Origin of the sequence: Pseudoflavonifractor capillosus (assembly GCF_016899775.1) — a bacterium.
Taxonomy (GTDB): Bacteria; Bacillota; Clostridia; order Oscillospirales; family Oscillospiraceae; genus Lawsonibacter.
In genome coordinates, this window is record NZ_JACJJE010000046.1 from 1 (window position 1) to 26,447 (window position 26,447).

Below are 26,447 nucleotides of genomic sequence, written 5' to 3' on the forward strand. Positions count from 1 at the left end.
AGATGTGTATAAGAGACAGATGAGGCACTGTCCCCCGGTGCCGGGAATGTGGTAGGCGCGCAGCTTCCAGCGGCCGTCCAGCTTCACCAGCAGCACCCTCCCGATGCGGAAGGACAGCGCCCGGTAGCCGGTGAGCAGGCCGCACACCAGGTGTCCCCCCTCATGGACCACGATCTGGAGGACATAGGCCAGCACCAACAGGAGCAGCAGGACCAAAAGCCCCGGAAGTCCCAGGGCGTCCACCTGACACATGCCCCAGTAGCCCGCCGCACCGCCCACCAGGGCGGCCAGCAGAGTCAGTCCGATGGTCTTCCAGGGAATCCGTTTTTTCTGTCTCATAGACAATTCCTTCATAAAAATACGATGCGGCCCGATGGGGGCATCGGGCCCTACAAACTCTCATTGGTAGGGCCCCGTGCCCTCACGGGGCCGCAATCGGGACGTGTTGGATTGACTGCGGCTCCCGCCGCCAAACGATTCTTAATTGCTCTCTGCTCTCACTTTGTGGCCCAGTTTCCGGTGGCCTCGGCGGTGAGATAGGCGTTGATGAACCCGTCCAGATCCCCGTCCATGACGGAGTTGATGGCGCTGGTCTCATAGCCGGTGCGGTTGTCCTTCACCAGCTGATAGGGCATGAAGACGTAGGAGCGGATCTGGCTGCCCCACTCGATCTTCAGCTGGACCCCCTTCAGGTCGGAGATCTTCTCCGCCTTCTCCTGCATCTGCAGCTCCACCAGCTTGGCCCGGAGCATCTTCATACAGTTGTCCTTGTTCTGGAACTGGGAGCGCTCCTGCTGGGAGGCGACGACGATGCCGGTGGGCTTGTGGATGAGCCGGACGGCGGAGGAGGTCTTATTCACGTGCTGGCCGCCGGCGCCGCTGGCCCGGTAGACCTGCATCTCGATGTCCTCGGGGCGGATTTCGATCTCCACGTCCTCGGGCAGGTCGGGCATGACCTCCACAGAGGCGAAGGAGGTCTGCCGCCGGGCGTTGGCGTCAAAGGGGGACACCCGCACCAGGCGGTGCACCCCGTGCTCTCCCCGCAGGTAGCCGTAGGCGTTCTCACCCTCGATCATGATGGTGGCCGACTTGATGCCCGCCTCGTCCCCGTCCTGGTAGTCCATGATCTGATAGGTGAAGCCGTGGCGCTCGGTCCAGCGGGTGTACATGCGGTAGAGCATCTGGGCCCAGTCCTGGGCCTCGGTGCCGCCGGCGCCGGGGTGGATGGTGAGAATCACATTGGAGCTGTCGTACTCCCCGGTGAGGAGGGTCTGAAGCCGGGCCTCCTCCATCTCGGTCTCCAGCTGGGCAAAGCCCTCCTCCAGTTCGGGGATCAGGGACTCGTCCTCAAACTCGTTGCCCATCTCGCACAGGGCCATCAGGTCGTCCCAGTGCTGCTTGCGCTTGTGCTGGCTGTCCACCTTGTGCTGGAGGGTCTTGATGCGCTGCTGCACCTTCTGGGCCTTCTCCAAATTGTTCCAAAAGCCGTCGGAGGCGGACTCCGCCTGGAGCATATCCAGCTCCCGCTCAGCGCTCTCCAGGTCCAGGGCCTGACCCAGCTCCTCCAGAACGGGGGCCAGGTTGTTCAGCCGGACTTTATATTCGTCAAATTGAAGCATACGTTCCTCACTCTCATTCTCTGAAGACAAATTAAACCCTATAAGATTCCATTATAGCCTAAATATTATATCCGAACCGGGAAGAATTGTAAAGAAGGGGGCTGGGGATTTGGGAAAAAAAGTGCCGGAACCGGGGAGAAATGGGGCGGAGCGGACAAAATCCGCGCCGCACAGCCAAAACGGGCCGCGCGGCGCGGGGAAATCACAGGCAGAAAGCTCCGGAGCGTGAGATCACGCCCCGTCCAGAGGCTCCGAGGCGGCGGGCCTGCTCAGGTCCAGCTCCCGAATGCGCTTGCGCAGGGGGAGAATCGCCGCCGGTGAGACGGACAGCTCGTCAATGCCCATGCGTAAAAAGGTCTCGGTGAGCACCGGGTCGGCCCCCAGCTCCCCGCAGATGCCCACCCAGCAGCCGTGGCGGTGGCCCGCCTCAATGGTCTGCCGGATCATCCGCAGGATGGCCGGGTGATGGGGGTTGTAGAAGGCGTCCAGCTTGGGATTCTGCCGGTCAATGGCCAACGTGTACTGGGTCAGGTCGTTGGTACCCAGGGAGAAGAACTGCACCTCCTGGGCCAGCTCGTCGGCGATCATCACAGAGGCCGGGGTCTCGATCATCACGCCGATCTCCACCTCCCCCATAGGAACGCCCTGAGCCTTCAGCTCGGCGCGGCACTCCTCCAGGATTTCTTTCGCGTCCCGCACCTCCCGCACGGAGATGATCATGGGGAACATGATGGACACCGTGCCGAAGGCGCTGGCCCGGAGGATGGCCCGCAGCTGGGTCTTGAACACGTCCCGGCGGGTGAGGCAGATGCGGATGGCCCGGTAGCCCAGAGCGGGGTTCTCCTCGTGGTCCAGCCCGAAGTAGTCCGCCTGCTTGTCCGCCCCGATGTCCAGGGTGCGGATGATGACCTTCTTGCCGGCCATAGTCTCCACCACCCGCTTATAGACGGCGAACTGCTCCTCCTCGGTGGGGTAGTCGTCCCCGTCCAGGTAGAGAAACTCGCTGCGGAACAATCCGATGCCCTGGGCGTCGTTCTGGAGCACCAGACCCACGTCCCCCACGCCGCCGATGTTGGCGTACACCTGGATCTCGGTGCCGTCCAGGGTGACGTTGGGCTTCTTTTTCAGCCCCTGGAGGAGGGCCTCCTGCTCCAGATCGGCGCGGCGCTTGGCCTCCATGGCGGAGAGCAGCTCCGGCGCCGGGTCCACGTATACACAGTGGTTGTAGCCGTCCAAGATGGCCAGCTGTCCGTCCCAGCTCTCGTCAAAGTCCACCCCGATGAGGGCGGGGATGCCCATGGTCCGGGCCAGGATGGCGGTGTGGCTGTTGGCGGAGCCCCCCCGGGTGATAAAGCCCAGCAGTTTGCTCTTGTCCAGCTGCACCGTCTCGCTGGGGGTCAGGTCGTCGGCCACCAGGATGGCGGGCTCGTCCCCCTGAACGGCTCCGGCGTCGGTCCCGGCCAGGATATTCACCACCCGGCGGGAGATGTCCTTCACGTCGGCGGACCGGGCCTGCATATAGGGGTCCTCCATGGCGGCGAAGGCGGCGGCAAAATTTTCCCCCGTGGCGGTCACCGCATACTCCGCCGTGGCCCCCTGGCTGTCCAGAATACCCTTGACGGCGTCCACATAGTCCTCGTCCTCCAGCATCATCTGGTGGATCTCAAAAATGGCGGCGTTGTCCTCTCCCACCTCGTCCAGGGCCTTCTCATACAGCTGCCCCAGCTGCTCCTGGGCGGCCTTCTGGGCGGCCTGGAAGCGGGCGTACTCCTCCTCCGGGGTGAGCGAGGAGGCGCGGCCTGTCTCCACCGCCTCCTTGCGGTAGAGCTTCAGCTTGCCAATGGCGATTCCCTTCAGAATGGAAGTTCCCGTGGCGACTTTCATTCCAGCGTCCTCCTTGCGTTACAGGTTCTCCTGAAAAAACTGTTCCATTGCTCTCCGGCTGGCCTCCTCATCACCCCCCTCAATGGTGACGGTGACTTGCTCCCCCTGCCGGACCCCCATACTCATCAGGTTCATCAGCTCGACGGCGGAGACGGACCTGTCCCCTCTCCGGATGGTGACAGTGCTGTCCAGGGCTCTGGCCGCCCGGACCAGCAGGCCGGCGGGCCGGGCGTGAAGACCGATGGGGTCGGTAATGGTATAGGTAAACTGCTGCATAACAAACGCTCCTCTGCTCGGTATTGCAACTCCCGCCCCAGCGGGCGGAAGGGGCGGGTTCACTCCCCGGCTCCGGACAGCTCCTCCAGGGTGGGCATGGCGGGGATGGCCCCCGGCCGGGTGCAGGTGAGGGCGGCGGCCCGGTTGGAGAAGTCCAGCGCCTCCTCCAGTTCGGAGACGGTGAGCCCCTCCAGGGGGGAGTCCCCCCGGCGGGTCAGCCGGTAGAGCAGGGCCCCCAGGAAGGTGTCCCCCGCTCCGTTGGTGTCCACCGCCTCCACATCCACGCCGGGCACCAGGCCGGTGCGGCCCCTCCAGCGGTAGAAGGCCCCCCGGTCCCCCAGGGTGACCACCACCAGGCGGATGCCCATGTCCTCCAGAATCTGGCTGCCCCGCTCCAGGTCCTCCGACCCGGTGAGCAGGGGGAGCTCCTCCTGGGACATCTTCACCAGGCCGGCCAGGGGCAGGGGGATCTGGAGCCACTGCATGGCCTCCTCCCTCCCCCGCCACAGGCTGGGCCGGTAGTTGGGATCGTAGCTCACCAGCTTGCCCGTCTTGTGGGCCCGCCGGGCGGCAAAGATGGTGGCCGAGCGGGACATGCCCGCGGTGAGGCTCACAGAGCCGAAATGGAGCACTTTACTCCGGTCCACCCAGCCCTCGTCGATCTCGTCCGGGGACAGGTTGGTGTCCGCCCCCCGCATGAAGCGGAAGGACCGCTCCCCGCCGGGGGAGACGGAGACCACCGCCAAAGAGGTGGGGGAGCGGTCGGTGTGCAGGCCGGTGACGTCCACCCCGTGCTCCGCCAGCACCCGCCGCAGATAACTGCCGAACTCATCCTGGCCGGTCTTGCCCACAAAGGCGGTGGAGGCCCCCAGCTTGGCGGCGGCCACTGCCACGTTGGCAGGCGCCCCGCCGGGGTAGGCGGCAAACAGGGGGACCCCCTGTTCGCTGCACCCCGTCTGGGTCAGATCAATGAGTACTTCTCCAATGGTGGTGATGTCCAGCATAGCGGCATCACGCCCCCTTACTTTCAAAATAAACGCGCATCTGTGCGGGTCGGGAGTTCAAGAAAATCATAGCACAACTTTTCCAATCCGGCAACGGGTCTTCCGGGAAGTTTTGGAAAATGTGCCCAGTTTGGGTCACAGGATGTGGAACGCCACGATCAGTCCGGAAAATACAATGGACACGGTGGACACCAGCTTGATGAGGATGTTCAGCGAGGGGCCGGAGGTATCCTTGAAGGGGTCCCCCACCGTGTCCCCCACCACGGCGGCCTTGTGGCAGTCGGAGCCCTTGCCCCCGTGGTGACCCGCCTCGATGTACTTTTTCGCGTTGTCCCAGGCGCCGCCGGCGTTGGACATGAACACCGCCATGGCAAAGCCGGTGACCGACACGCCCCCCAGCAGCCCCACCACGCCCTCGGGCCCCAGAAGCAGGCCGGTGAGGATGGGGACGATAATGGCCAGCAGGGCGGGGACCACCATCTCATGGAGGGCCCCCCGGGTGCACAGGGCCACGCAGGAGGCGTAGTCCGGGTCGGCCTTGTACTCCATGATGCCGGCGATCTCCCGGAACTGGCGGCGCACCTCCACCACAATGGACTGGGCGGCGGTCTGCACCGCGCTCATGGTCAGGGCGGAGAACACGAAGGTGAGCATGGCCCCCAGGAACAGCCCCACCAGAATCAGGGGGTTGGTGAGGGACAGGTCCAGCGCCTCCCCTGACTTCTCCGCGGCGATGTTCACATAGGAGACCAGCAGGGCCAGGGCGGTGAGGGAGGCCGAGCCGATGGCAAAGCCCTTCCCCGTGGCCGCGGTGGTGTTGCCCAGGGAATCCAGGGCGTCGGTGCGCTCCCGGACGGACTCGGGCAGGCCGGACATCTCGGCAATGCCCCCGGCGTTGTCCGCCACCGGGCCGTAGGCGTCGGTGGCCAGGGTGATGCCCAGGGTGGACAGCATGCCCACGGCGGAGATGCCGATGCCGTAGAGCCCCCGGTCAAAGGAGGCCCCGCCTCCGGCGGCGTAGAAGCTGATGAGGATGGCAATGGCTACGATGAGAATGGAGGCGATGGTGGACAGCATGCCCAGGGACAGCCCCCCGATGATGACGGTGGCCGAGCCCGTCTCCGCGGCGGCGGCCAGCTTCTGGGTGGGCTTATAGGTGTCCGAGGTGTAGTATTCCGTAAAGTAGCCGATGGCGCAGCCGCCGATGAGGCCGCACAGGATGGCGGCGTAGACCCCCCAGTTCCCCACCATAAAGTAGGTGAGGGGGGCGGCGGCCAGGGCGGAGAGGACAGCGGCCAGATAGGTGCCGGTGCGCAGGGAGCGCAGCAGGGACTTCTGGCTGGCGTTCTCCTCAGTCTTTACAAAGAAGGTGCCCACAATGGAGCACAGAATGCCGCACACCGCCAGGAGAATGGGGAGGATCATCCCCGCCCAGCCGTATCCGGCGCAGGCCCCCAGGGAGAAGGTGGCCAGGATGGAGCCCACATAGGACTCATACAGATCGGCCCCCATGCCGGCCACGTCTCCCACGTTGTCCCCCACGTTGTCGGCGATGGTGGCGGGGTTCCGGGGGTCGTCCTCGGGGATGCCCGCCTCCACCTTGCCCACCAGGTCGGCCCCCACGTCGGCGGCTTTGGTGTAGATGCCCCCGCCCACCCGGGCGAACAGGGCCATGAAGGAGGCCCCCATGCCGTTCATCACCATGATGTTGCCCAGGGTCATGGGGTCGTCAATTCCTGCGAATACCCGCAGGAAGAGGAACCACAGGGAGATGTCCAGCATCCCCAGCCCCACCACCGTGAAGCCCATCACCGAGCCGGAGGAGAAGGCCACCCGGAGGCCGTGGTTCAGGCTCTCGCTGGCGGCCTGGGCGGTGCGGGCGTTGGCGCTGGTGGCGATCTTCATGCCCACCAGGCCGGAGAGCATGGACCACACGCCCCCGGTGAGGAAGGCGAAGGGGGTGAACCGGGAGAGCATCTCCCCGCCCGTGCCGAAGGCCATGAGCAGCAGCAAAACAAAGACCACCAGAAACACCTTGGCCACCGTGGCGTACTGGTGCTTCAGGTAGGCGTCCGCGCCGGAGCGGATGGCGGCGGCTATCTTCCGCATGGCCTCGCTGCCCTCCGAGTAGGACAGCACCCGGCGGCTCTGGCCCCAGGCAAACAGGATTGCGGCCGCGGCCCCCAGAAATCCAACCAAATACAGCTGTTCCATGTGATGCACTCCCCTCGATTCCGCGCCTCCGGCGGGCGGAGCGCTGTCCGTCCCACCTGCGCGGTGGCTGCCTCTATTTTACCACATCTAAACAAAAAGAAAAAGCGTATTACCAGTCAATTCGTCGCATTAAACAAAAACAAAAAGTGCCCCGCCGCTGAATCTGCGGCGGGGCACGGAGAGTCATGGGTTCAGCTGCGGCTCCAGGTCCGGCGGCTGAACAGCACCAGAATGGGGAAGAGCTCCAGACGGCCGGCGATCATGGTCACCGACAGCACCACCTTGGACAGGGGGGAGAACTCCGCGAAGCTGCCCACCGGGCCGATCTCCTGCAGTCCGGGGCCCACGTTGCTCAGGCAGGTGAGGGCGGCGGAGAAGGAGACGGAAAAGGACACGTCGTCCAGAGAGACGATGAGACCCGCCCCCAGCAGGATCAGCACATAGCAGCCGATAAAGGTCAGAACCGACCGCAGGGTGTTCTCATCCACCACCTTGCCCTCCAGCCGGACCACCTCCACCGAACGGGGGTGGGCAATCTGGTGGATCTCCCGGCGGATGGTACGCAGCAGGATGAGCATGCGGGAGCATTTGACGCCGCCGCCGGTGGAGCCGGCGCAGGCCCCGCAGAACATGAGCAGGATCAGGATATACTGGGAGGTCTGGGGCCAGAGCACATAGTCCGCCGTGGCAAAGCCGGTGGTAGAGATGATGGATGCCACCTGGAAGAAGGAGTAGCGCAGGCTCTGCAGAATGCTGCCGTACTGGGGCAGGATGTCCACCGCGATGGCCGCAGTGGCCAGGGCCACCACCACCAGGAAGAAGCGCAGCTCGTCGCTCTTCAGGGCCTCCCAGATCCGGCGCTGAAGCACCAGGAAGTACAGGGCGAAGTTGATGGAGAACAGCAGACAGAACACCCCGATGATCAGGTCGATCACCGCGCTGTCATAGGCCCCCACGCTGGCCGCCCGGTTGGAGAAGCCGCCGGTGCCGGCGGTGGAGAAGGCGTGGACCAGGGCGTCGTAGAAGGGCATCCCCGCCAGCTTCAGCAGGGCCACCTCCACCGCCGTCATGACGCAGTAGATGCTGTACAGGATCTTGGAGGTCTGGGACTGCTTGGGCACCAGCTTGGAGAACACCGGCCCCGGGCTCTCCGCCTGGGCCAGGTAGTGGGAACGCACCCCCATGGAGGGGAGCAGCGCCGTGGCCAGCACCAAAATGCCCATGCCCCCCAGCCAGTGGGTGAAGGCCCGCCACAGGAGGATGCCCTTGGGCAGGGATTCGATGTCGGTGAGGATGGTGGCCCCGGTGGTGGTGAAGCCCGAGCTGGCCTCAAAGATACAGTCCCAGATGGTGTTGAAGCCCCCGCCTCCGTTGAAGAAGAAGGGGAGCCCACCGGCCACGCCGGTAAACAGCCAGATGAGGCCCACAGCCGCAAAGCCCTCCCGCAGGAAGAAGGAGCTGTCCGTGGACAGAAAGGACAGCGGCAGGCTGACGCATAGAATGATTGCAATACTCCAGAGGAATGGGGCGATGTCCTCTCCGTAGAGCAGGGCGCAGGCCAGCGGCAGCGCCATCGAGGCGGCCACCACCAGCTCCACCCGTCCCAAAACCTTCAGAACCAGCTTGATATTCATTGCAAAAACACCACGATATGCTTTAAGTATGCCGCCACACAGCGCGGCTGAACAGGACCAGAATGGGAAAAATCTCCAGACGACCAATCACCATGCACAGGGACATGGTGACTTTGGACAGGGGCGAGAGGAGAGAAAAGTTTCCGGTGGGCCCCACCAGCTCCAGCCCCGGCCCCACATTGCTCAGGCTGGCCAGGGCGGAGGAGAAGGAGATGGAAAAGGAGTATCCATCCAGAGAGATGATCAGCCCGGCGGCCAGCAGGATCAGCATATAGCACCCCAGGAAGACCAACGTCCCCCGGATGGTGGAGCTCTCCACCACCCGGCCGTCCATTTTGATGACCTCCACGCACCGGGGATGGGCAATGCGCCGCACCTCCCGGCGGAGAATCCGCAGAAGAATGAGCACCCGGGCGCACTTGATGCCGCCGCCGGTGGAACTGGAGCAGGAGCCGCAGAACATGAGCAGCACCAGCACCATCTGGGAGAACTGGGGCCACAGGGCGTAGTCCTCGGTGAAAAAGCCGCTGGTGGAGATGACGGAGGTCACGTGGAAGAAGGCGTACCGCAGGGACTCCAGCGCACCCTGGTGGTAGACCGGGTCCAGATCCCAGGCGATGAGCACGGTGGCCAGGGCCACCACCGCCAGGAAGAAGCGCAGCTCCTCGCTCCTCCAGATCTCCCGGAACCGGCGGCGCAGGGCCAGGAAAAACAGCCCGAAGTTCAGGGAAAACAGCAGGGTGGCCGTGGCCACGATCAGGTCCACCCCCGGCAGGGGGTAGGCGGCAAAGCTGGCGTTCCTGCTGGAGAAGCCGCCGGTGCCGGCAATGGAGAAGGCGTGGACCGCCGCGTCGTACAGGGGCATGCCCGCCCCCCACAGCAGGGCGATGACCGCCAGGGTCATCGCACAGTAGATGCCGTAGAGGATTTTAGAGGTCTTGGCCTGCTTGGGCACCAGCTTGACCACCATGGGCCCCGGCGTCTCCGCCCGGGTCAGGTACTGGGAGCGGGCCCCCAGGGAGGGAAACACCGCCGTGGCCAGCACCAGCACTCCCATGCCCCCCAGCCAGTGGGTGAAGCACCGCCAGAACTGAATGCCCTGGGGCAGGGCCTCAATATCAGGCAGAATGGTGGCCCCGGTGGTGGTAAAGCCCGAGCTGGCCTCAAAGAGGCAGTCCACAAAGGAGGCGAAGCACCCGGAGAACCAGAAGGGCAGGCTGCCGAACAGACAGGTGACCACCCAGATGAGGCCCACGATCACAAAGCCCTCTCTCTGGAAAAACACCGGCTGGGCAGGCATCCGGGCCAGGGGGGCGCAGACGCACAGGATCAGCCCCATGGTGAGGACAAAGGGCCAGGGGCTCTCACCGTAAAACAGGGCCACCGCCAGCGGGAGGAGGAGCGAGGCGGCGACCATCAGCTCCACGCGCCCCACCAGCTTGAAGACAAAACGCAGGTTCATCCCCGTCCGTTGAGGGAGGCCGCAGAGGGCATGGGGATCTCCTCCTCATAAATATCGTTCAGATCCAGAATGCGCCAGCCCCGGGAGATGAGGATCACCGAATCCCCCTCCTGGATGTAGGAGGAGCCCTCGGGAATGATGATCTCCCGGCCGCGCATGATGACCGCCAGCAGAATCCCGTTTTTCAGGTGGAGATCCTTCAAGGGGGTCCTCAGGTGGCGGGTGGTGTCCCGGACGGTGAACTCCATGGCCTCGGCGGAGCCGTCGGCGATGCGGTAGAAGGTGTTCATCACGCTGCCCTGGGAGTTCTGCATCCCCCGGACCACCTGGAGGATCTGGGCGGCGGTGATCAGCTTGGGGGAGATGACGCTGTCCAGGCCCACCGCCCGGGCGATGCCGGCGTAGTTCTGGCGGTTGGACTTGGCCACCACCTTCTGCACCCCCTGCTGCATGGCGTACAGGGAGATGATCAGGTTGTCCTCGTCCCGGTCGGTGAGGGCCACAAAGGCGTCGGCGGCGGACATCCGCTCCGACTCCAGCAGCTCCTGGTCGGTGCCGTCGCCGCAGATGACGGTGGTGTGGGGGAAGGTCTCGCTGATGTGGCGGCAGCGCTCCTCGCTGATCTCCACGATCTTCACCCGCATGCGCATCTTCTCCAGAATGGCGGCCAGATAGAGGGACACCTTGCCCCCGCCGGCAATGAACACGTCCTTCACCTTGGGGGTGTAGCGGCCCAGCAGGCGGAAAAACTGGTCCAGGCTGGCGGGGCGGCCCACCAGATAGAGCTTATCCCCCACCTGGGGCACAAAGGAGCCGTTGGGGATGGTGACCTCGCCCTCCCGGTCCACGGCGCAGAACAGCAGGGAGAGCCGCTTGACCTGGTCGGACAGGTCGTACAGGGGCTTTCCCGCCATAAAATCCCCCTCCTGGATGCGGAAGCCCATGAGCTCCACCCGCCCCCGGCAGAAGGTCTCGATGTTGGCGGCGGAGGGGAACCGGAGCAGCCGGGAGATCTCAATGGCGGTGGCGTTCTCCGGATTGATGATCATGTCGATGCCCAGGTCCTTTTTCAGGTCGTTGAGCCCCATGCTGTACTCTGGGTTGCGGATGCGGGCGATGGTAAACTTGGCCCCCATGTGCTTGGCGGTGAGGCAGCACACCATGTTCACCTCGTCGGAGTTGGTGGCGGCCACCAGCAGGTCGGCCTCGGCGGCCCCCGCGTCGGCCAGGGTGGCGGCGGACACGCCGTTGCCCCGGATGCTCATAATGTCCAGGGCGTCCGAGGCCCGGCGCAGGCTGTCCTCCCGCATATCCACGATGGTGACGTCGTACTTCTCCTTCACCAGCTGTTCAGCCAGAGAGAAGCCCACCTTTCCGTTGCCCACGATGACGACCTTCAGGGACTGCTTCTCCTTCTCTTTTTCCTTCATGGCACTGCCCGCCCCCCAGGGGCGGCCCTCCCTCTGCATGTTAATGTGATTCTTGCTGCCGGATGCGGTTTGGCGGGATGCGGTCTTTCTCCGAAGGGGCCGCCTTCCCCGCTCAGATGGTCCACTGGCTGTGGATCAGCCCCACCAGATACCAGCCGGACTGGGTAGGCGCGAACACGATCTTCAGCGAGCACCAGTCCAGCCCCTCATAGGCCGGGTCCAGGCTGGGGTAGCACAGGTCCACAAACCGACAGTCCGGATAGGCCTCCTTTAAATTCTCCAGGGAATTCCCGCTCATGACGATCTCGTCCACCCCCACGGAGGTGGCCTGGGTGTAGTCCACGGAGAAGATAAACTCCTCTAAAAACTGCGCGATGGTCCGCTGGATCGGCTCTCCCCGGCCGTCCTCATAGCCCCACAGGTAGCGGGTCTCGTCCTGGGCCAGCTCCCGGATCTGATCGGCGGAAAAGTTCTGGTCGGTCTCCAGATTCACCGTGGAGTAGGCGGTAAAGGTGACCCCCCGATCCGGATGAACATAGCCGGCCAGCGCCTCGTAGTCCTTATACTTCAGGGCCTCCGCCACGCCGGCGGCGGAGCGCAGCAGGGCGGTGGTGTCCTTGGAGGTGAAGGCGGGAACCTCTCCCCCGTCCTCCCCCCCGCTCCCCTGAACGGAGAGGGCCGGAGCGGTGTCCGGCGGCCGGCTGGACATGGGGGACAGACACAGCAGGCCCAGCAGAAAACCGAAGAGAAACAGGATCAGCGGCACTGCGGCGCGCTTCATGGCGGGACACCTCCTTCACAGAGCGTTCTTGCGCGGCCCCCGGGCGCTTTTTCCCGGCAGGCAACACTTCCGCATGGTACAGTCGGTATTATAGAAGGTCTATGGAGAAAAAGCAAGACGGGGAGAAAAATTCTCCATCCGCCCCGCTCCGCCCGCTGATTTTTTTCAAAATTTCCTTGACAGCAAATGGGGACACTGATATAATTTTAGAGCCGCTTTGAGCAGGGTAATTTGCAAAGTGAGATCTCTCTCCTCCTGCGAGAGCGAGCCCGTAATAAAGGAGTTGAATGACATGCAGGCAATCATCGTTACCGGCGGCAAGCAGTACAAGGTGGCGGAGGGCGACACTCTGTTCATCGAGAAGCTGGAGGCCGAGGCCGGCCAGGAGATCGTGTTCGATCAGGTTCTGGCTGTGCTGGACGGGGACAACGCCACCTTCGGCGCTCCCGCTGTGGAGGGCGCTTCCGTGACCGCCACTGTGGTGAAGAACGGCAAGAGCAAGAAGGTGCGCGTCTTCAAGTACACCCCCAAGAAGGGCTACCGGAAGCGTCAGGGCCACCGCCAGCCCTATACCAAGGTCCAGATCAGCGCCATCAAGGCCTAATCCAATGACCACCGCAGAATTCCACACCGAGGGCCGCCGCATCACCGGATTCACCGTCCGGGGGCACAGCGGCTACGCCCCGGAGGGGGAGGACATCGTCTGTGCCGCCGTCACCAGCGCAGTGCGTCTGGTGGAGTGCGCCGTCAACGACGTGCTGGGGCTGGAGGCCTCCGTCAAGGTGCGGCAGAAGGACGCGTCCATCACACTGAAACTCCCCGCCAATCTGGGACAGACCCACGAGAGCACCTGCCAGACCCTTCTGGCCGCCCTCATGGTCCACTTTGTCCAGCTGGCGGAGGAATATCCCGATCATATTACCGTTTTGGAGGTGTAACACATGCTGAATATCGGTCTGCAGTTTTTCGCCCATAAAAAGGGCGTTGGCTCCACCCGCAACGGCCGCGACTCCGAGTCCAAGCGTCTGGGCGTGAAGCGGGGCGACGGTCAGTTCGTTCTGGCCGGCAACGTCCTGGTCCGGCAGCGCGGCACCCATATCCACCCCGGCGTGAACGTGGGCAAGGGCAGCGACGACACCCTGTTCGCCCTCAAGTCCGGCAAGGTGAAGTTTGAGCGTCTGGGCAAGGACCGCAAGCAGGTCTCTATTGTGGAGATCGCCCAGTAATTTGCTGTACAGGAAGCCGCAAACGTATGGACCGTTTGCGGCTTTTTTCTGTGTTCCCGCCCCGCTGGGGGGCGCCGGCAAGAAGCAAAAGCGCGTTTCAAAAGGAGGTTTTGAGTCATGGAATATCGGAAGTTCCCCCAGGGCTATGTGATGCGCCTGGACCCGGGGGAGGAGATCGTGGAGCAGCTCACCGCCCTGGTGGAGCGGGAGAACGTGCGTCTGGGCAGCGTGTCCGCCCTGGGTGCGGCGGGGGATGTGACCATCGGCATTTTCAATACCCGGGAGAAGCAGTACCACTCCCGCCGGTACCAGGGGGACTATGAGATCTCCGCCCTGGTGGGGAATGTGTCCCGGAAGGAGGGGGAACCCTACCTCCATCTCCACATCACCATCGGCAACCCGGTCACCGGCGAGGTCCACGCCGGGCATCTGACCTCCGCCGTCATCAGCGCCACCCTGGAGCTGTTCCTCCAGGTGTGGGACGGGGACGTGGACCGGAGGTTCAGCGATACCGTGGGTCTGAACCTGTTTGAATTTATCTGATCCATTTATTTGAGTGAAAAGGAGGTGCCGAAGATGGCAGCACCCTTTGTAGATACCGCCAAGATCACCGTGCGCTCCGGCAACGGGGGCAACGGGGTGGTCTCCTTCCACCGGGAGAAGTACGTGGCGGCCGGCGGCCCCGATGGGGGCGACGGCGGCCGGGGCGGCAACGTGGTGGTGGTGGCCGACGACCACATGTCCACCCTCATGGACTTCCGCTATAAGCGCAAGTATGTGGCGGAGAACGGCATGGACGGCTCCGGCAAGCGCTGCACCGGCAAGAACGGGACCGACCTGGTCCTGAAGGTCCCCCGTGGCACCGTCATCCGGGACGCGGAGACCCAGGAGATCATCCAGGACATCTCCGGGGACGAGCCCTTTATCCTCTGCCGGGGCGGCCGGGGCGGCTGGGGCAACCAGCACTTCGCCACCCCCACCCGGCAGGTGCCCCGCTTCGCCAAGGCGGGCTACCCCGGCGAGACCCGGGAGGTTATTCTGGAGCTGAAGCTGCTGGCCGACGTGGGGCTGGTGGGCTTCCCCAACGTGGGCAAGTCCACCCTCCTCAGCGTGGTCAGCCGGGCCCAGCCCAAGATCGCCAACTACCACTTTACCACCCTGTTCCCCAACCTGGGGGTGGTCTATGTAGAGGAGGGGGTCTCCTTCGTCATGGCCGACATCCCCGGCATCATCGAGGGGGCGGCGGATGGCGCCGGCCTGGGCCACGACTTCCTGCGGCACATCGACCGGTGCCGGCTGCTCATCCATGTGGTGGACGTGTCCGGCTCGGAGGGCCGGGACCCTGTTGAGGACTTCGAGGCCATCAACCAGGAGCTGCGGCAGTACTCCCCCGAGCTGGCCTCCCGGAAGATGATCGTAGCGGCCAACAAGGTGGACATCATGCAGGACCCCGAGCTGCTCCAGCGCCTGCGGGAGCACGTCCAGGCCCAGGGGCTGGAGTTCTTTGAGATCTCCGCCGCCGCCCACCAGGGCACCCGGGAGCTGGTGAAGCGCTGCGCCCAGGAGCTCCAGGACCTGCCCCCCGTGGCGGTGTTCGAGCCCACCTATGTGGAGCGGCCCCCGGAGGTGGACACCTCCGGCGAGGTGTCCATCGAGCAGTTCGACGACACCTGGGTGGTGGAGGCCCCCTGGCTCCAGCGCCTCATGGCCAACGTGAACTTCTCCGACTACGAGAGCCGCAGCTGGTTCGACCGGCAGCTGCGCGCCTCCGGCCTCTTTGACAAGCTGGAGGCCATGGGCATCCAGGACGGGGACACCGTCTCCCTGTACGATCTGGAGTTTGAATATCAGCGCTGACGTATTTCCGCCCGCCCCACGCCCTGGGGCGGGCGTTTTTTACGCCCCCAGAGGAGACGGCGTTGCCCTCTCCCCTCCTTTGTGGTACAATAGCGCTATCTTGACACCTGACAAGGAGGGATTTTCATGGATGCTGCCGCCCGCCGGGCCGCTATCTTATCCAGACTGGAGCAGACAGACCATCCGGTCAGCGCCGCCGCCCTGGCCCGGGAGTTTGCCGTCAGCCGCCAAATCATCGTGGGGGACGTGGCCCTGCTGCGGGCGGGCGGGGCGGACATCGCCGCCACCCCCCGGGGCTATGTGCTCCCCCGGGACAGCGCCGCCCTGCTGCGCACTGTGGCCTGCGTCCACGACCGGGAGGGGATGGCCCGGGAGCTGGAGATCATGGTGGACCAGGGCTGCCAGGTGGTGGACGTGGTGGTGGAACACCCCATCTACGGCCAGCTGGCCGGACAGCTCCACCTCTCCTCCCGGTATGATGTGCAGGAATTTATCCGCTCAGTCTCGAAAAATCAGGCCAATCTCCTCTCCGACCTCACCGGCGGCATCCACCTGCACACCCTGCGCTGCCCCAGTGAGGAGGCCTTCCAGCGGGTGCGGGCCGCCCTGGACGAGGCGGGCCTGCTGTGGAAGGGATAAAAGCATTTTGAAAAAATAGGTTGACAGGTCCCGCCGGGCCGTGTATGATGTTGTACACAGGTGTCTTGACACCTGTGTACTATTTTATTTTGCACTGAAACAGGTGGTAGATGTGGAAACAGTTCGAGGATTTCTCCGGCGGAAGAACATTGTGATCTCCGCCAAGCGCTACGGCATCGACGCCCTGGGGGCCATGGCCCAGGGCCTTTTCTGCTCGCTGCTCATCGGGACGATTTTGAACACCCTGGGCAGCCAGTTCGGCATCGGCTTTCTCACCGCCCAGCTCATCACCATCAACGGCGTGGGGTATACGGCGGGGGGGCTGGCCTCCTTTATGAGCGGCCCGGCCATGGCGGTGGCCATCGGCTACGCCCTCCAGGCCCCGCCTCTGGTGCTGTTCTCCCTGGTGACGGTGGGCTACGCCTGCAACGCCCTGGGGGGCGCGGGCGGACCGCTGGCGGTGCTGTTCGTGGCCATCATCGCCGCCGAGGTGGGCAAGGCCGTGTCCAAGGAGACCCGGGTGGACATTTTGGTCACCCCCATCGTCACCATTCTGGCGGGGCTGGGGGCCTCCTGGATCATCGCGCCCCCCATCGGCGGGGCGGCCAGCGCCTTCGGTCAGCTCATCATGCGCACCACCGAGCTCCAGCCCTTCTTCATGGGGGTGCTGGTGTCCGTCCTGGTGGGCATTGCCCTCACCCTGCCCATCTCCTCGGCAGCCATCTGCGCCGCTCTGGGCCTCACCGGCCTGGCCGGGGGGGCGGCGGTGGCCGGGTGCTGCGCCAACATGGTGGGCTTCGCGGTGCTGTCCTTCCGGGAGAACCGGTGGGGCGGTCTGGTGAGCCAGGGCATCGGCACCTCCATGCTCCAGATGCCCAACATCGTGAAAAATCCCCGGATCTGGCTCCCCGCCATCCTCACCTCCGCCGTCACCGGCCCCCTGGCCACCTGTGTGTTCCGGCTGGAGATGAACGGGGACCCCATCAACTCGGGCATGGGCACCTGCGGCCTGTGCGGCCAGCTAGGGGTTTGGACAGGCTGGGTGAATCCCAGCGAGACCGCCCTGGCCAACGGGGCGGCCGCCATCGCCCCCACCGCCTTTGAGTGGGCGGGACTCATCCTCATCTCCTTTGTCCTCCCCGCCGTCCTCACCTGGGCCTTCGGCCTGTTCTTCCGGAAGATCGGCTGGATCAAGGAGGGGGACCTGACCCTGCCCCAGTGAGACAATGTGTTGGGCACCAGGCAAAACGTAAAATCTTTTCGGGGCGTCTTGCTTTTTGGATGGAATTAAGGTATCCTCTCCGTTGAGAAGTGACCGCGCAATTCTTGGACATCGGAGGAGGAACCCCCATGAAGAAACGCAGCCGTTTCCTGACGCTGTTCTATATGGTGCTCAGCTGCGTATTGTGCAGTATTGCGGTAAACTGGGTGGCCCTGCCCAACGGCTTCGTGGTGACGGGACTCACCGGATTGTCCATGACGGCGGCCAGCTTTGTGGGGATCAACTACGCCCTGATCTTCTACGGCCTGACCCTGCTGATGCTGCTGTGCACCTTCCTGACCCTGGGGTACAAGGAGGTCTCCAACATCATTTTCCTGTCGGTGCTCTACCCCCTGGTGCTGTGGGTGCTCAACCATGTGCAGGTGGAGATCATTCTGCAGGAGAAGCTCATCGCCGTCATGCTCTTCGGCGTGATCTACGGGGTAGGGGCTGGAATCACCTACCGCCTGGGGTACTCCTACGGGGGGACCGACACCCTGGCCAAGATTTTGAAAAAAAAGGTCTTCCGGGCGGTGGAACTGAAGAACATCATGCTGGCGCTGGAGGGGACCATCATGGTGGTCATGCTGTCCGCCTTCAGCCTGGATGTGGTGGCCTACGCCTTTGTGGGGCAGATCATCTACATCAACTGCATGAACTACATGGTCTTCAACCTGGGGCCCAAGCTCTACGAGGTGGAGATCATCTGCGACCACCCCGCCGAGATCGAGCGGTTCATCATCGACGAGATCCACAAGAGCGCCACCATCGATCAGGTCATCGGCGGCTACTCCAAGGAGCCCAAGACCCAGCTGGACTGCGTGTGCAACTCCCGGGAGTACGTCCAGCTCCGGGAGTTCATGAGGGACCAGGGCTTCGACTGCTTCATCAAGGTTTACCCCCTCACCCACGTGTTCGGACACAACAAGGACTTCCATCGGCTGGACGATGAGAATTTAGAGTGATACATACAGAAACATCCCGCGGCATATGCCGCGGGATGTTGCAGCTTGTCAAAAAAGCCCTCCTGCAAGGAGTTCCGTCGTCCGCAGACGACGGAATAAAATTTAATCTTGTCATTTTCGAGGACATGCGCCTCGGAAATGACACTTCTCGCGAAATTTTTGCCGACAATTTCGCAAGAAATCGAGGCAAAAATTTCGTGCAGCCTAACTCGAAAAAGTGGCTCTGCCACTTTTTCGACAGCCTGAAAAATCCCGCGGCATATGCCGCGGGATTTTGTTTTCCATTATGGGGAGTGGGAGATTTTGTCCAGCCGTCCGATGAGAAACTGGGCGCACAGGCCGGTGAACAGGCCGCTGACCGCCCCGGCGATCACCAGATAGGGCAGATAGGCCATCACCACCCAGGTACCCATGAGGGCGGCGGCCACCAGCAGCTGCCCCAGGTTGTGAAAGATGGCGGACACCGGACTGCACAGCCAGATCTGGTTCTTAGTGAACAGCCGGCGCAGAAGCACCAGCACTACCCAGCACAGCAGCCCGCCCCCCAGGCTGTAAAAGAGGGTCATCATCTGCCCGGAGAACACCGCCCCCAGAAACACCCGGACCACCAGAATGGACAGGGCGTCCCAGGGCCCCAGCACAAAGACGGCGTACACCGTGACAATGTTGGCCAGCCCCAGCTTCACCCCGGGTATGGGGATGGGCACGGGGATCTGGGCCTCCACCATAAAAATGGTCAGGGCGATGGCGGTGAGCAGGGCCAGCCGGGTGAGGCGGCGGGTCCCCTTATCCGGCGGCGGCGTCCGCATGGCTCTCCCCCCCTGTGATCTCAAGGACGACCTGGTGGGGCAGGCAGACCACCGGCACTGAGGCGTCGGAGATCCACCCCTGGTTCACGCACACCTGGTCGGGACAGTTGGCGCTCTGCATCCGGACCCGGCCGGGGGCCACCTCCACCAGATTCTCCGCCCCGTCCTCGCCGGTAAGGGGGATGGTGTAGGGCTCGGTCACCTGGTCCAGGCGGACCTCCTCCACCAATTCTCCGTACTGATAGATTCTGACCGACACCCCCGCCTGGGCGCTGGCCCGCTGCCACAGGAGGAAGCCGGCGCAGGCCAGCACGGCCAGGGCCAGCGCCCCCGCCAGAATGGCCGTTCTCCGGTTCACGGGGCGATCACCTCCATCGTCCGGTCCTGGGACAGGGTGAAGGTCTCCTCCAGCCCCTGGGTGATTTGAACCGTGCCGTCCTCCAGCACCAGGATCAGCTCCACACCCAGCTCCGGGTGTGCCCGCCAGAAGTCGGCGGCCTCCTCCGGCCCCATGACAAACAGGGCGGTGGACAGGGCGTCGCACACGGTGCCGTCCGCACCGATGACCGTCACCGAGGTCAGGCCGCTGCGGGCGGGAGCGGCGGTGTCCGGGTCCATGATGTGCCAGTAGGTCTCCCCGTTCTCCTCAAAGTACCGCTGATAGCCCCCCGAGGTGATGACCGCCTGGTCGGACACCTCCACCACCCCCAGGGTGGCCTCCTGCTGGCTGTCCGGGTCCTGAATGGCCACCCGCCAGGGGTTTCCGTCGGGACGGGTCCCCACCGCCTGGATATTGCCACCCAGCCGGAGGATGGCGGAGGTCACCCCCGCCTGGCGCAGCTGCTCGGCCAGATACGTTCCGGTGTACCCCTTGGCCACCGCCCCCAGGTCCAGCTCCATGTTCTCAGGCAGGCGGGCCCGCAGGCCGTCCCCATCCAGCTCCAGCCGGGTGTAGTCAATGCGCGGGATCAGGGCGTCCAGCTCCTCCTGGGAGGGCACCCGGTACTCCCCGGTGGTGAACCCCCAGGCCTGCACCGCCGAGTAGGCGGTCAGGTCCAGGGCCCCGTCCGTGAGGGCGCACAGCTCCAGGGCCTGGGAGAGCAGGTCAGCCGTCTCCTGGGACAGGTCCACCCACGCCCCGCCGCTGTGGTTCAGGGCCCAGATCTCGCTGTTCTCGTCGGTGACCGCCCACAGGTCCTCCAGGCGGTAGATGGTCTCCTCCGCCCGGGCCAGGGCCTCCTCCCCGCCCTCTCCATACACGTCCATGGACATGATGGTGTCCATGGCGAAGATCTGGCCGGACGCCGGCTCCGCCGTCCTCTGGGCGCAGCCGCCCAGCAGCACCGCGGCGGCCAGCCCCGCCGCCAGGAGTCCGGCCCGGGTCCTTCCCTCTCCGCGCTCCATATCCGGCCGCCTCAAAGGACTTCCCGGTACAGGGCGGAGGCGTCCGCCTTGCCCACGCTGTCCGCCACGGCCAGCACCTCCACCTTTACGGTGCGCTCGCCGAATTTCAGTTCCAGAAGATCCCCGGCCTTCACGTCGTAGCTGGCCTTTACCGGCCGGCCGTTGGCAGTGACACGGCCGTTGTCACAGGCCTCGTTGGCCACCGTCCGCCGCTTGATGAGCCGGGACACTTTAAGCCATTTGTCCAGCCGCATAATCAGAAAACTCCTTTCCTGGTTCCTGTTCAAAAAAAGGAGCGCCGCCAAGCGGCGCTCCCGGGATGGCATGGCTTACTGGGCCACCGCGTCCTTCAGGGCCTTGCCGGCCTTGAACACGGGCAGCTTGGCCTCGGAGATGGGGATCTCCTCGCCGGTGCGGGGGTTGCGGCCCACCCGGGCGGCCCGGGTCTTTACCTCAAAGGAGCCAAAGCCCACCAGCTGGACCTTCTCCCCCTGGGTCAGGGCCTCGGTAATGGCGTCCACGGTGGCGGTAATGGCGGCCTCGGCGTCCTTCTTGGACAGATCGGCCTTCTCGGCCACGGCGGCGATCAGTTCGGTCTTATTCATGGTCGTATTCCTCCTAAGAAAGTTGACGGCCCCAAACGGCGGCCTGTCTTTGGTTGGTGCGCTGATCTGGGGCGCTTGTCCCCATCACGGCTTCTGCGCTGGAGCTTCCTCCGCCTTGGCCTGGGCCCAGAGGGCCTCCAGCTCCTCCAGGGGCAGTTCCCCCAGAGGGCGGCCGCCGGCGCGCTCCTCCACCGCCTGGAAGCGGCGGATGAACTTGTCACAGGCCCGGGTCAGAGCCTGCTCGCTGTCCAGGCCCAGGAAGCGCCCCGCCTTCACCGCGGCGAACAGCAGGTCGCCCAGCTCCTCCTCCGGGTCCCCGTCCCCCTGGGCGGCCCGGCGGAGCTCGTCCGCCTCCTCGGCCAGCTTGTCCAGGGCGGGGGCCGGGTCCGGCCAGTCAAAGCCCGCCTTGGCGGCCTTGCTCTGGATCTTCTCCGCCCGGATCAGGGCGGGAAGGGAGCGGGCCACCGCCTTCAGGGTGTCCGAGGCGGTGCGCTGGTCCTTCTCCTCCCGCTTCTGGGCGTCCCAGGTGTCCAGCGCCTGGGCGCTGTCGTCGGCGTGGGCCTGTCCAAAGACGTGGGGGTGGCGGAACACCATCTTCTGGGCTACGCCGTCCACCACGTCGTCAAAGGTGAAGAGCCCCTCCTCCCGGGCCATCTGGGCGTGGAACACCACCTGGAGCAGGACGTCGCCCAGCTCCTCCTTCAGGTGCTCGGGGTCCTTCTCGTCGATGGCCTCCACCACCTCATAGGCCTCCTCCAGCATGTTTCGCCGGATGCTCTCGTGGGTCTGCTCCCGGTCCCAGGGGCAGCCCCCCGGAGCCCGGAGCAGGGCCATGATGCGGCGCAGATCCTGGATGTCATAGCGCTCCATATACTGAAAATCTACCACATTCTCGCTTCCTTCGCAAGGTATTTTTTGCTTTTAGCCCAATTCTTTTGCGTATTTCCGCCCCCACAGGGGGCGGAAATACATGGAAGGCCCCGGCGCCGCCCTGAAAACAGCCGTTCAGGGCCTTTTTGAGCCATCAGAGACGGAGCATCCGGGCAATCTTTTCGCCCTTGGGCATCAGCATCAGATCGTCTTTTGTAATCGCACGGAGGGCAATCACCAAAACGCCGTAGATGACCACCGCCACCAGGATGGCCAGGAGGGTGGCCGCGGCGTTGCCGGTGCGGCTCAGCCCCAGCACCTCATGGGTCACGGGGTCCGCGGACATGAAAATCCCGGTGGCCTCAAACAGCTTGGACATCAGGCCGTGCACCGCCCAGGCCCCCAGACCCATGAGGGCGGAGGCGGCCAGAGGCTTGGCAAAGACCTGGATATACTTGGGCCGGCGGGGAATCACCCGGGACATCACCACCAGGTCCAGGGTCATGCACAGGGCGAAGCACAGGATGTTCCCCATGGGGGCCCCGTAGATGCCGATGGTGGGCTGGATCACCACGTTGTAGTTGGTGATGATCTTCACCACGCCCCCCGCCACCATGATAATCACCGGCAGGCTCACAAAGCCGTGGGCCTGGAGGATGGAGTTGCACACCAGCATCATGCACACGAACAGGGTGGCCAGGCCCAGGGTGGACAGCAGGGGGCCGGCCAGCTGGGGGTTCAGGTTGGGGAAGATGAGGGCCATGATGGGCTCGCCCAGGACGAAGAGGCCCACCGCCATGGGGCAGGCGGCCAGAGCGGAGATCCGCAGGGCGGAGCCGGTGATCCGCCCCGCTCCCCGGCGGTCCCGGCGGGCCAGCGCCCCGGAGACGGCGGGAATGACGGCGGCCGTGACGGCGGCCATCAGGGAGGTGGGCAGGTTATAGATGTTCAGGGCGCCGGAGTAGTTGCCGTACAGGGTGCGGCTGATGTTCTCCAGGGCGGCGTGGAGCTCCAGGGATGCGGACTGCAGGTCGGTGAGGGCGGACTGCTGATCCCGCAGAGCCTCGGCCTGGGCCGCGTACTGGTCCAGCAGGGACATGGAGACGGTGCTCCCATCGGGCAGGGCGGCCTGCCAGGCGGACAGGGCGTCCTCCAGGGAGGTGAAGTCCACAAAATTCCCATAGAGATTCCAGGTGTCCTGGTTCTCCAGCAGGGCCCGCTGGAGCTGTCCCTGGACCAGGGAGGTGTCGATGACGGTGACGATGCCCACCATGGAGGAGCTGATGGTGATGGGGACGGCGATCATCAGCAGATGCTTGAGGATGGTGGCCGGCTCGTCGGGCCGGTCGTCGGCCAGCTGGGGCTCCTGGCTGCGGGTGATCAAAAAGTTCATCAGCATATAGGCCAGAGCCACGATGGTACCCACCGTCACGCCGGTGATGGCGCCGGCGGCGGCGTGGCTGGCGTCCGCCCCGTGGCCCACCAGCCAGTAGGCCAGCCCTAAGCCCACGGTGAGCTTGCACAGGGCCTCGATGATCTGGGAGACGGCGGTGGGGGTCATGTTCCCGTGCCCCTGGGCATAGCCCCGGAAGGCGGACAGGCAGCCCACGCAGATGACCGCCGGGGCCAGGGCCCGGATGCCGGGGGCGGCCATGCTGTCGTTCATTAGGCCGGCCAGCTGCTCCGAGCCGAAGAACATCACCAGGAAGGACAGGACTCCAAGGATCAGGAACAGGGCCAGTGCCAGCCGGAAGGTGCGGCGCACCTGGTTCCGGCGGCCCAGGGCGTCGGCCTCGCTCACCAGCTTGGACACCGCCACGGGCAGGCCCGCGGTGGAGATGGTGAGCAGGACGGAGTAGATGTTATAGGCGTTGTTGAAGTCGGCGGAGCCCTGCTCCCCAATGATGTTCAGGAGCGGGATCTTGTAGAACATGCCGATGAGTTTGACCACCAGAATGCCTACCGCCAAAATGGCAGCTCCGCCGAAAAAGGTATTTGGTTTGGACGTATGGGCCACCCGGCGCGGGGGCTGATCGTGCTGCGCCATTCGGAGACCTCCTTGTATGGAATTCGGATCTGGGATCAGGAGTTGGTGCCAAAGAGCAGGGGGAGGGCGTAGCGCTCCACCTCGTACCGGATGCGCTCCAGGTCCAGGGTGAAAAACTCTCCCTTCTCATATATGACCTTCCCCCGGGCCATATTCATGTCCACGTTGGAGCCGTGGGCGGCGTAGACCAGATTCTCCGCCACGTCGTGGCAGGGGGTCAGGTTGGGGGCGGAGAAATCCACCAAGATCAGGTCGGCCGTCTTCCCCGGGGCGATAACCCCCGTGTCCCGGCCCAGGGCCTCCGCCCCGTTCACCGTGGCCATCTCCAGGGCCTGCCAGGCGGACAGGGCCATGGGGTCCCGGCGCACCCCGGCCTGGAGGCAGGCGGCCAGCTTCACATCGGAGAACAGGTCGGCGCTGTTGTGGGAGGACATGCCGTCAGTGCCCAGGGCCACGTTCACCCCCGCCTGAAGCATATCCGGGACGGGGGCAACCCCGGAGCCCAGCTTCAGATTGGACCAGGGGTTGTGGACGCAGGAGACGTGCTTTTTCGACATGATGGCCCAGTCCTCCGGCGTGGTGTACACACAGTGGGCGGCCAGGGCCCTCCCGCTGTCCCACACCCCGTATTGGTCCAGGATCTGAGTGGGGGTCTTGCCCCACCGCTCCAGACACGCCTGGTGCTCTGAGACCGTCTCAGATACATGGACGTGCATATTGAGGCGGTGCTCCATGGCGTAGTCCGCCATCCACCTCCACAGAGGCGGGTTGGAGGTGTATTCGGCGTGGACGGAGGCGTCCACCAGGATCTGTCCGTCATTTGCGCCGTGCCACTCCTCAGTCAGCGCGATCTGGTTCCGGCAGTCGCCGCAGGTCTCAGGAGAGAAGTCCTCCGGGGCGCCGAAGTACACCCCTCCGCAGGACAGGTTGGCGGAGATGCCCGCCTCCACGATCTGCTGGGCGATAGTCCCCGTCTTCATATACATGTCTGCCACGCAGGTGACGCCCGCTGCGATCATCTCCGCCAGGCCCAGGCCGGTCCCGGCGGCCACCGCCCGCTGGTCCAGCTTGGCCTCGGCGGGGAAGATGAAGTCGTTCAGCCAGTGCTGCAGGTCCTGGCCCCCGCCGTACCCCCGCATGAGGGTCATGGGCAGGTGGGTGTGGGCGTTCACAAAGCCGGGCATCAGCACCTTGCCGGCGCCGTCGATCACCCGGTCAAACGCCCCTTGGGGGCGCTGGGTGCCCACAGAGGCGATTTTTGTCCCCTCCACCGCCACATAGGCGTCCTTTAAAATCCGCCGCTCCTCATCCATGGTGACGGCGGTGACATGTTCAAATAAAACAGACATGAATTGCTCCTATTGCTTCAAAAAAGTTTGTGCCCAGTCCAGCTGGTCCCGGTGGACAAACAGGCGGTACTCCATATGGGCGTCGTGCCGGATATTTGCGTTTCCAAACCGCTCCCGGCTGCCGGACGCCGTCATGGTGGGACTGGTTCGGTTCCTGACTTTGTAAGTGAAGTCGATCCCCGCCGCCTCCAGGGCATCCCGCACCTGACAGAAGCGGGCGAGGTCGTAGGTGATGAGAAGCTCCGCGCGGTTGAAGATGGTGAGCACGAAAATCTCTCCTGATTCTCAGATCGGCGGGGGAGTTTCGCCGTCTGCGGACGGCGGGCGGGTGAGGGCACCCGCCCCTGCGGCGGATGCTGAAACAGTTCGTTCTTCTCGTAGGGCCCGATGCCCTCATCGGGCCGTTCCCAGGCGGTACAGTGTGCCGCCTCTACAAAAGAGGAGGCGGAGACCTGCCCCCTCATCCGTCTGGCCTTCGGCCAGCCACCTTCCCCCAGGGGAAGGCTTACGGGCAGGTAAGGGCACCCGCCCCTGCGGCGGATGCTGAAACAGTTCGCTCCTCTCGTAGGGCCCGATGCCCTCATCGGGCCATTCCCAGGCGGCACAGTGTGCCGCCTCTACAAAAGAGGAGACGGAGACCTGCCCCCTCATCCGTCTGGCCTTCGGCCAGCCACCTTCCCCCCAGGGGGAAGGCTTGCGGTTTTGCATAGGGGAGTCCCTTGGGACTCCCGCCGTTAATGGGCAAAGTATCGTTGGCTCGTCAAAGCCAGGCGCAGTTGTGGAGCCGCACCGCTTGCAATTTTTGCAAACCCAGGGCCCAGTGGCCCGGCGGGAATTTAGATTGCCACTCAGATTTTGCGCGCCGGAAGAATTCTGCCTGACCCAAGGGGTAACCCCCGTAATAGGGGTCCGGGGGCCGACTCCCCCTGTCAGGGGGAGATGTCGCGAAGCGACAGAGGGGGTAGGGTGGCGGTCCTATGGGCACGAAGTGCCCGTCGGCCGCGTCCCCCGCGATCCTTTGGGTACTTTCCCATCGGGCGGATTGTCAAGTGAAGTGCAACGGTTTGTGAAAAAAGAGTTCAAGAGGAGATTTCCAGCCTAGGCATTTGCG

The 26,447-nt window shown here is 64.3% G+C and carries 26 protein-coding genes and 1 pseudogene; 8 read left to right on the forward strand and 19 right to left on the reverse strand.

Annotated features, from left to right (window positions below; translation table 11 throughout):
• The 10 genes and pseudogenes from H6B31_RS12650 to H6B31_RS12695 form a co-directional block, all read right to left on the reverse strand.
• Nucleotides 1-339 (reverse strand): annotated as a pseudogene (locus tag H6B31_RS12650) (hypothetical protein); the annotation flags it as partial.
• Between the two features lie 158 nt (nucleotides 340-497).
• On the reverse strand, nucleotides 498-1,619 hold the full coding sequence (gene prfB / locus H6B31_RS12655) for a peptide chain release factor 2 (RefSeq protein WP_204898852.1): 1,122 nt from the start codon (nucleotides 1,617-1,619) through the stop codon (nucleotides 498-500).
• A 231-nt stretch (nucleotides 1,620-1,850) separates the two neighbouring features.
• Nucleotides 1,851-3,503 carry a phosphoenolpyruvate--protein phosphotransferase gene (ptsP, locus tag H6B31_RS12660; RefSeq protein ID WP_204898853.1) on the reverse strand — a complete coding sequence of 551 codons (1,653 nt, stop codon included), beginning with the start codon at nucleotides 3,501-3,503 and terminating at the stop codon, nucleotides 1,851-1,853.
• 18 nt (nucleotides 3,504-3,521) lie between these two features.
• Nucleotides 3,522-3,779 carry an HPr family phosphocarrier protein gene (locus H6B31_RS12665; RefSeq protein ID WP_087289376.1) on the reverse strand — a complete coding sequence of 86 codons (258 nt, stop codon included), beginning with the start codon at nucleotides 3,777-3,779 and terminating at the stop codon, nucleotides 3,522-3,524.
• A 59-nt stretch (nucleotides 3,780-3,838) separates the two neighbouring features.
• The gene (locus H6B31_RS12670; protein ID WP_191342326.1) at nucleotides 3,839-4,783 is read right to left on the reverse strand and encodes a carbohydrate kinase family protein; all 945 of its coding nucleotides are present in this window, start codon (nucleotides 4,781-4,783) and stop codon (nucleotides 3,839-3,841) included.
• Nucleotides 4,784-4,918: 135 nt separating this feature from the next.
• Complete coding sequence (locus H6B31_RS12675) at nucleotides 4,919-6,997, reverse strand: sodium-translocating pyrophosphatase (RefSeq protein ID WP_204898854.1); 2,079 nt, start codon at nucleotides 6,995-6,997, stop codon at nucleotides 4,919-4,921.
• 191 nt (nucleotides 6,998-7,188) lie between these two features.
• Nucleotides 7,189-8,631: a TrkH family potassium uptake protein gene (locus H6B31_RS12680; protein WP_204898855.1), complete on the reverse strand. Its 1,443-nt coding sequence runs from the start codon at nucleotides 8,629-8,631 to the stop codon at nucleotides 7,189-7,191.
• Nucleotides 8,632-8,653: 22 nt separating this feature from the next.
• The gene (locus H6B31_RS12685; RefSeq protein ID WP_204898856.1) at nucleotides 8,654-10,093 is read right to left on the reverse strand and encodes a TrkH family potassium uptake protein; all 1,440 of its coding nucleotides are present in this window, start codon (nucleotides 10,091-10,093) and stop codon (nucleotides 8,654-8,656) included.
• Entirely contained in the window at nucleotides 10,090-11,523 is a 1,434-nt protein-coding gene (gene trkA / locus H6B31_RS12690) for a Trk system potassium transporter TrkA (protein ID WP_242972723.1), read from the reverse strand. The genes H6B31_RS12685 and trkA overlap by 4 nt, the downstream gene beginning before the upstream one ends.
• Nucleotides 11,524-11,635: 112 nt before the next feature.
• Complete coding sequence (locus H6B31_RS12695) at nucleotides 11,636-12,304, reverse strand: hypothetical protein (protein WP_204898857.1); 669 nt, start codon at nucleotides 12,302-12,304, stop codon at nucleotides 11,636-11,638.
• 292 nt (nucleotides 12,305-12,596) lie between these two features.
• Here H6B31_RS12695 and rplU point away from each other — a divergent pair, with 292 nt between their 5' ends.
• The 8 genes from rplU to H6B31_RS12735 all read left to right on the forward strand — a co-directional run bounded on the left by rplU (nucleotide 12,597) and on the right by H6B31_RS12735 (nucleotide 18,252).
• Complete coding sequence (rplU, locus tag H6B31_RS12700) at nucleotides 12,597-12,908, forward strand: 50S ribosomal protein L21 (RefSeq protein ID WP_087289367.1); 312 nt, start codon at nucleotides 12,597-12,599, stop codon at nucleotides 12,906-12,908.
• A gap of 4 nt (nucleotides 12,909-12,912) precedes the next feature.
• Nucleotides 12,913-13,242 carry a ribosomal-processing cysteine protease Prp gene (locus H6B31_RS12705; RefSeq protein ID WP_087289365.1) on the forward strand — a complete coding sequence of 110 codons (330 nt, stop codon included), beginning with the start codon at nucleotides 12,913-12,915 and terminating at the stop codon, nucleotides 13,240-13,242.
• A 3-nt stretch (nucleotides 13,243-13,245) separates the two neighbouring features.
• On the forward strand, nucleotides 13,246-13,530 hold the full coding sequence (rpmA, locus tag H6B31_RS12710) for a 50S ribosomal protein L27 (RefSeq protein WP_191342322.1): 285 nt from the start codon (nucleotides 13,246-13,248) through the stop codon (nucleotides 13,528-13,530).
• A gap of 117 nt (nucleotides 13,531-13,647) precedes the next feature.
• Entirely contained in the window at nucleotides 13,648-14,073 is a 426-nt protein-coding gene (locus H6B31_RS12715; RefSeq protein WP_204898858.1) for a PPC domain-containing DNA-binding protein, read from the forward strand.
• A gap of 33 nt (nucleotides 14,074-14,106) precedes the next feature.
• Complete coding sequence (gene obgE, locus H6B31_RS12720) at nucleotides 14,107-15,387, forward strand: GTPase ObgE (protein ID WP_204898859.1); 1,281 nt, start codon at nucleotides 14,107-14,109, stop codon at nucleotides 15,385-15,387.
• Nucleotides 15,388-15,513: 126 nt separating this feature from the next.
• On the forward strand, nucleotides 15,514-16,026 hold the full coding sequence (locus tag H6B31_RS12725) for a transcription repressor NadR (RefSeq protein WP_204898860.1): 513 nt from the start codon (nucleotides 15,514-15,516) through the stop codon (nucleotides 16,024-16,026).
• A gap of 112 nt (nucleotides 16,027-16,138) precedes the next feature.
• Complete coding sequence (locus H6B31_RS12730) at nucleotides 16,139-17,248, forward strand: PTS sugar transporter subunit IIC (protein ID WP_204898861.1); 1,110 nt, start codon at nucleotides 16,139-16,141, stop codon at nucleotides 17,246-17,248.
• Between the two features lie 128 nt (nucleotides 17,249-17,376).
• On the forward strand, nucleotides 17,377-18,252 hold the full coding sequence (locus H6B31_RS12735) for a YitT family protein (protein WP_204898862.1): 876 nt from the start codon (nucleotides 17,377-17,379) through the stop codon (nucleotides 18,250-18,252).
• A 284-nt stretch (nucleotides 18,253-18,536) separates the two neighbouring features.
• Here the strand turns inward: H6B31_RS12735 and H6B31_RS12740 are convergent, their stop codons facing one another.
• The 9 genes from H6B31_RS12740 to H6B31_RS12780 form a co-directional block, all read right to left on the reverse strand.
• Nucleotides 18,537-19,061: a Gx transporter family protein gene (locus H6B31_RS12740; protein WP_204898863.1), complete on the reverse strand. Its 525-nt coding sequence runs from the start codon at nucleotides 19,059-19,061 to the stop codon at nucleotides 18,537-18,539.
• Complete coding sequence (locus H6B31_RS12745) at nucleotides 19,039-19,419, reverse strand: NusG domain II-containing protein (RefSeq protein ID WP_204898864.1); 381 nt, start codon at nucleotides 19,417-19,419, stop codon at nucleotides 19,039-19,041. The genes H6B31_RS12740 and H6B31_RS12745 overlap by 23 nt, the downstream gene beginning before the upstream one ends.
• Nucleotides 19,416-20,465 (reverse strand): FAD:protein FMN transferase, encoded by a 1,050-nt coding sequence (locus H6B31_RS12750; RefSeq protein ID WP_243419042.1) that lies wholly within the window; start codon nucleotides 20,463-20,465, stop codon nucleotides 19,416-19,418. The genes H6B31_RS12745 and H6B31_RS12750 overlap by 4 nt, the downstream gene beginning before the upstream one ends.
• Before the next feature lie 11 nt (nucleotides 20,466-20,476).
• Entirely contained in the window at nucleotides 20,477-20,719 is a 243-nt protein-coding gene (locus H6B31_RS12755; RefSeq protein WP_087289350.1) for an RNA-binding S4 domain-containing protein, read from the reverse strand.
• Between the two features lie 75 nt (nucleotides 20,720-20,794).
• A complete protein-coding gene (gene hbs, locus H6B31_RS12760) occupies nucleotides 20,795-21,070 on the reverse strand; it encodes a non-specific DNA-binding protein Hbs (protein WP_204898865.1) in 276 nt (91 codons plus the stop codon).
• A gap of 84 nt (nucleotides 21,071-21,154) precedes the next feature.
• Nucleotides 21,155-21,958: a nucleoside triphosphate pyrophosphohydrolase gene (gene mazG / locus H6B31_RS12765; RefSeq protein WP_204898866.1), complete on the reverse strand. Its 804-nt coding sequence runs from the start codon at nucleotides 21,956-21,958 to the stop codon at nucleotides 21,155-21,157.
• Between the two features lie 136 nt (nucleotides 21,959-22,094).
• Nucleotides 22,095-23,987 (reverse strand): oligosaccharide flippase family protein, encoded by a 1,893-nt coding sequence (locus H6B31_RS12770; RefSeq protein ID WP_204898867.1) that lies wholly within the window; start codon nucleotides 23,985-23,987, stop codon nucleotides 22,095-22,097.
• 35 nt (nucleotides 23,988-24,022) lie between these two features.
• Complete coding sequence (locus H6B31_RS12775) at nucleotides 24,023-25,336, reverse strand: amidohydrolase family protein (RefSeq protein WP_204898868.1); 1,314 nt, start codon at nucleotides 25,334-25,336, stop codon at nucleotides 24,023-24,025.
• Between the two features lie 9 nt (nucleotides 25,337-25,345).
• Nucleotides 25,346-25,603, reverse strand: a complete 258-nt coding sequence (locus H6B31_RS12780; RefSeq protein WP_191345966.1) for a hypothetical protein — start codon at nucleotides 25,601-25,603, stop codon at nucleotides 25,346-25,348.
• Between the last annotated feature and the right edge of the window lie 844 nt (nucleotides 25,604-26,447).

Excerpts from the sequence above, each read along its gene's own strand:
- prfB (WP_204898852.1), bottom strand. The coding sequence starts at position 1,619 with ATGCTTCAATTTGACGAATATAAAGTCCGGCTGAACAACCTGGCCCCC.
- ptsP (WP_204898853.1), bottom strand. The coding sequence starts at position 3,503 with ATGAAAGTCGCCACGGGAACTTCCATTCTGAAGGGAATCGCCATTGGC.
- H6B31_RS12665 (WP_087289376.1), bottom strand. The coding sequence starts at position 3,779 with ATGCAGCAGTTTACCTATACCATTACCGACCCCATCGGTCTTCACGCC.
- H6B31_RS12670 (WP_191342326.1), bottom strand. The coding sequence starts at position 4,783 with ATGCTGGACATCACCACCATTGGAGAAGTACTCATTGATCTGACCCAG.
- H6B31_RS12675 (WP_204898854.1), bottom strand. The coding sequence starts at position 6,997 with ATGGAACAGCTGTATTTGGTTGGATTTCTGGGGGCCGCGGCCGCAATC.
- H6B31_RS12680 (WP_204898855.1), bottom strand. The coding sequence starts at position 8,631 with ATGAATATCAAGCTGGTTCTGAAGGTTTTGGGACGGGTGGAGCTGGTG.
- H6B31_RS12685 (WP_204898856.1), bottom strand. The coding sequence starts at position 10,093 with ATGAACCTGCGTTTTGTCTTCAAGCTGGTGGGGCGCGTGGAGCTGATG.
- trkA (WP_242972723.1), bottom strand. The coding sequence starts at position 11,523 with ATGAAGGAAAAAGAGAAGGAGAAGCAGTCCCTGAAGGTCGTCATCGTG.
- H6B31_RS12695 (WP_204898857.1), bottom strand. The coding sequence starts at position 12,304 with ATGAAGCGCGCCGCAGTGCCGCTGATCCTGTTTCTCTTCGGTTTTCTG.
- rplU (WP_087289367.1), top strand. The coding sequence starts at position 12,597 with ATGCAGGCAATCATCGTTACCGGCGGCAAGCAGTACAAGGTGGCGGAG.
- H6B31_RS12705 (WP_087289365.1), top strand. The coding sequence starts at position 12,913 with ATGACCACCGCAGAATTCCACACCGAGGGCCGCCGCATCACCGGATTC.
- rpmA (WP_191342322.1), top strand. The coding sequence starts at position 13,246 with ATGCTGAATATCGGTCTGCAGTTTTTCGCCCATAAAAAGGGCGTTGGC.
- H6B31_RS12715 (WP_204898858.1), top strand. The coding sequence starts at position 13,648 with ATGGAATATCGGAAGTTCCCCCAGGGCTATGTGATGCGCCTGGACCCG.
- obgE (WP_204898859.1), top strand. The coding sequence starts at position 14,107 with ATGGCAGCACCCTTTGTAGATACCGCCAAGATCACCGTGCGCTCCGGC.
- H6B31_RS12725 (WP_204898860.1), top strand. The coding sequence starts at position 15,514 with ATGGATGCTGCCGCCCGCCGGGCCGCTATCTTATCCAGACTGGAGCAG.
- H6B31_RS12735 (WP_204898862.1), top strand. The coding sequence starts at position 17,377 with ATGAAGAAACGCAGCCGTTTCCTGACGCTGTTCTATATGGTGCTCAGC.
- H6B31_RS12740 (WP_204898863.1), bottom strand. The coding sequence starts at position 19,061 with ATGCGGACGCCGCCGCCGGATAAGGGGACCCGCCGCCTCACCCGGCTG.
- H6B31_RS12750 (WP_243419042.1), bottom strand. The coding sequence starts at position 20,465 with ATGGAGCGCGGAGAGGGAAGGACCCGGGCCGGACTCCTGGCGGCGGGG.
- H6B31_RS12755 (WP_087289350.1), bottom strand. The coding sequence starts at position 20,719 with ATGCGGCTGGACAAATGGCTTAAAGTGTCCCGGCTCATCAAGCGGCGG.
- hbs (WP_204898865.1), bottom strand. The coding sequence starts at position 21,070 with ATGAATAAGACCGAACTGATCGCCGCCGTGGCCGAGAAGGCCGATCTG.
- H6B31_RS12770 (WP_204898867.1), bottom strand. The coding sequence starts at position 23,987 with ATGGCGCAGCACGATCAGCCCCCGCGCCGGGTGGCCCATACGTCCAAA.
- H6B31_RS12775 (WP_204898868.1), bottom strand. The coding sequence starts at position 25,336 with ATGTCTGTTTTATTTGAACATGTCACCGCCGTCACCATGGATGAGGAG.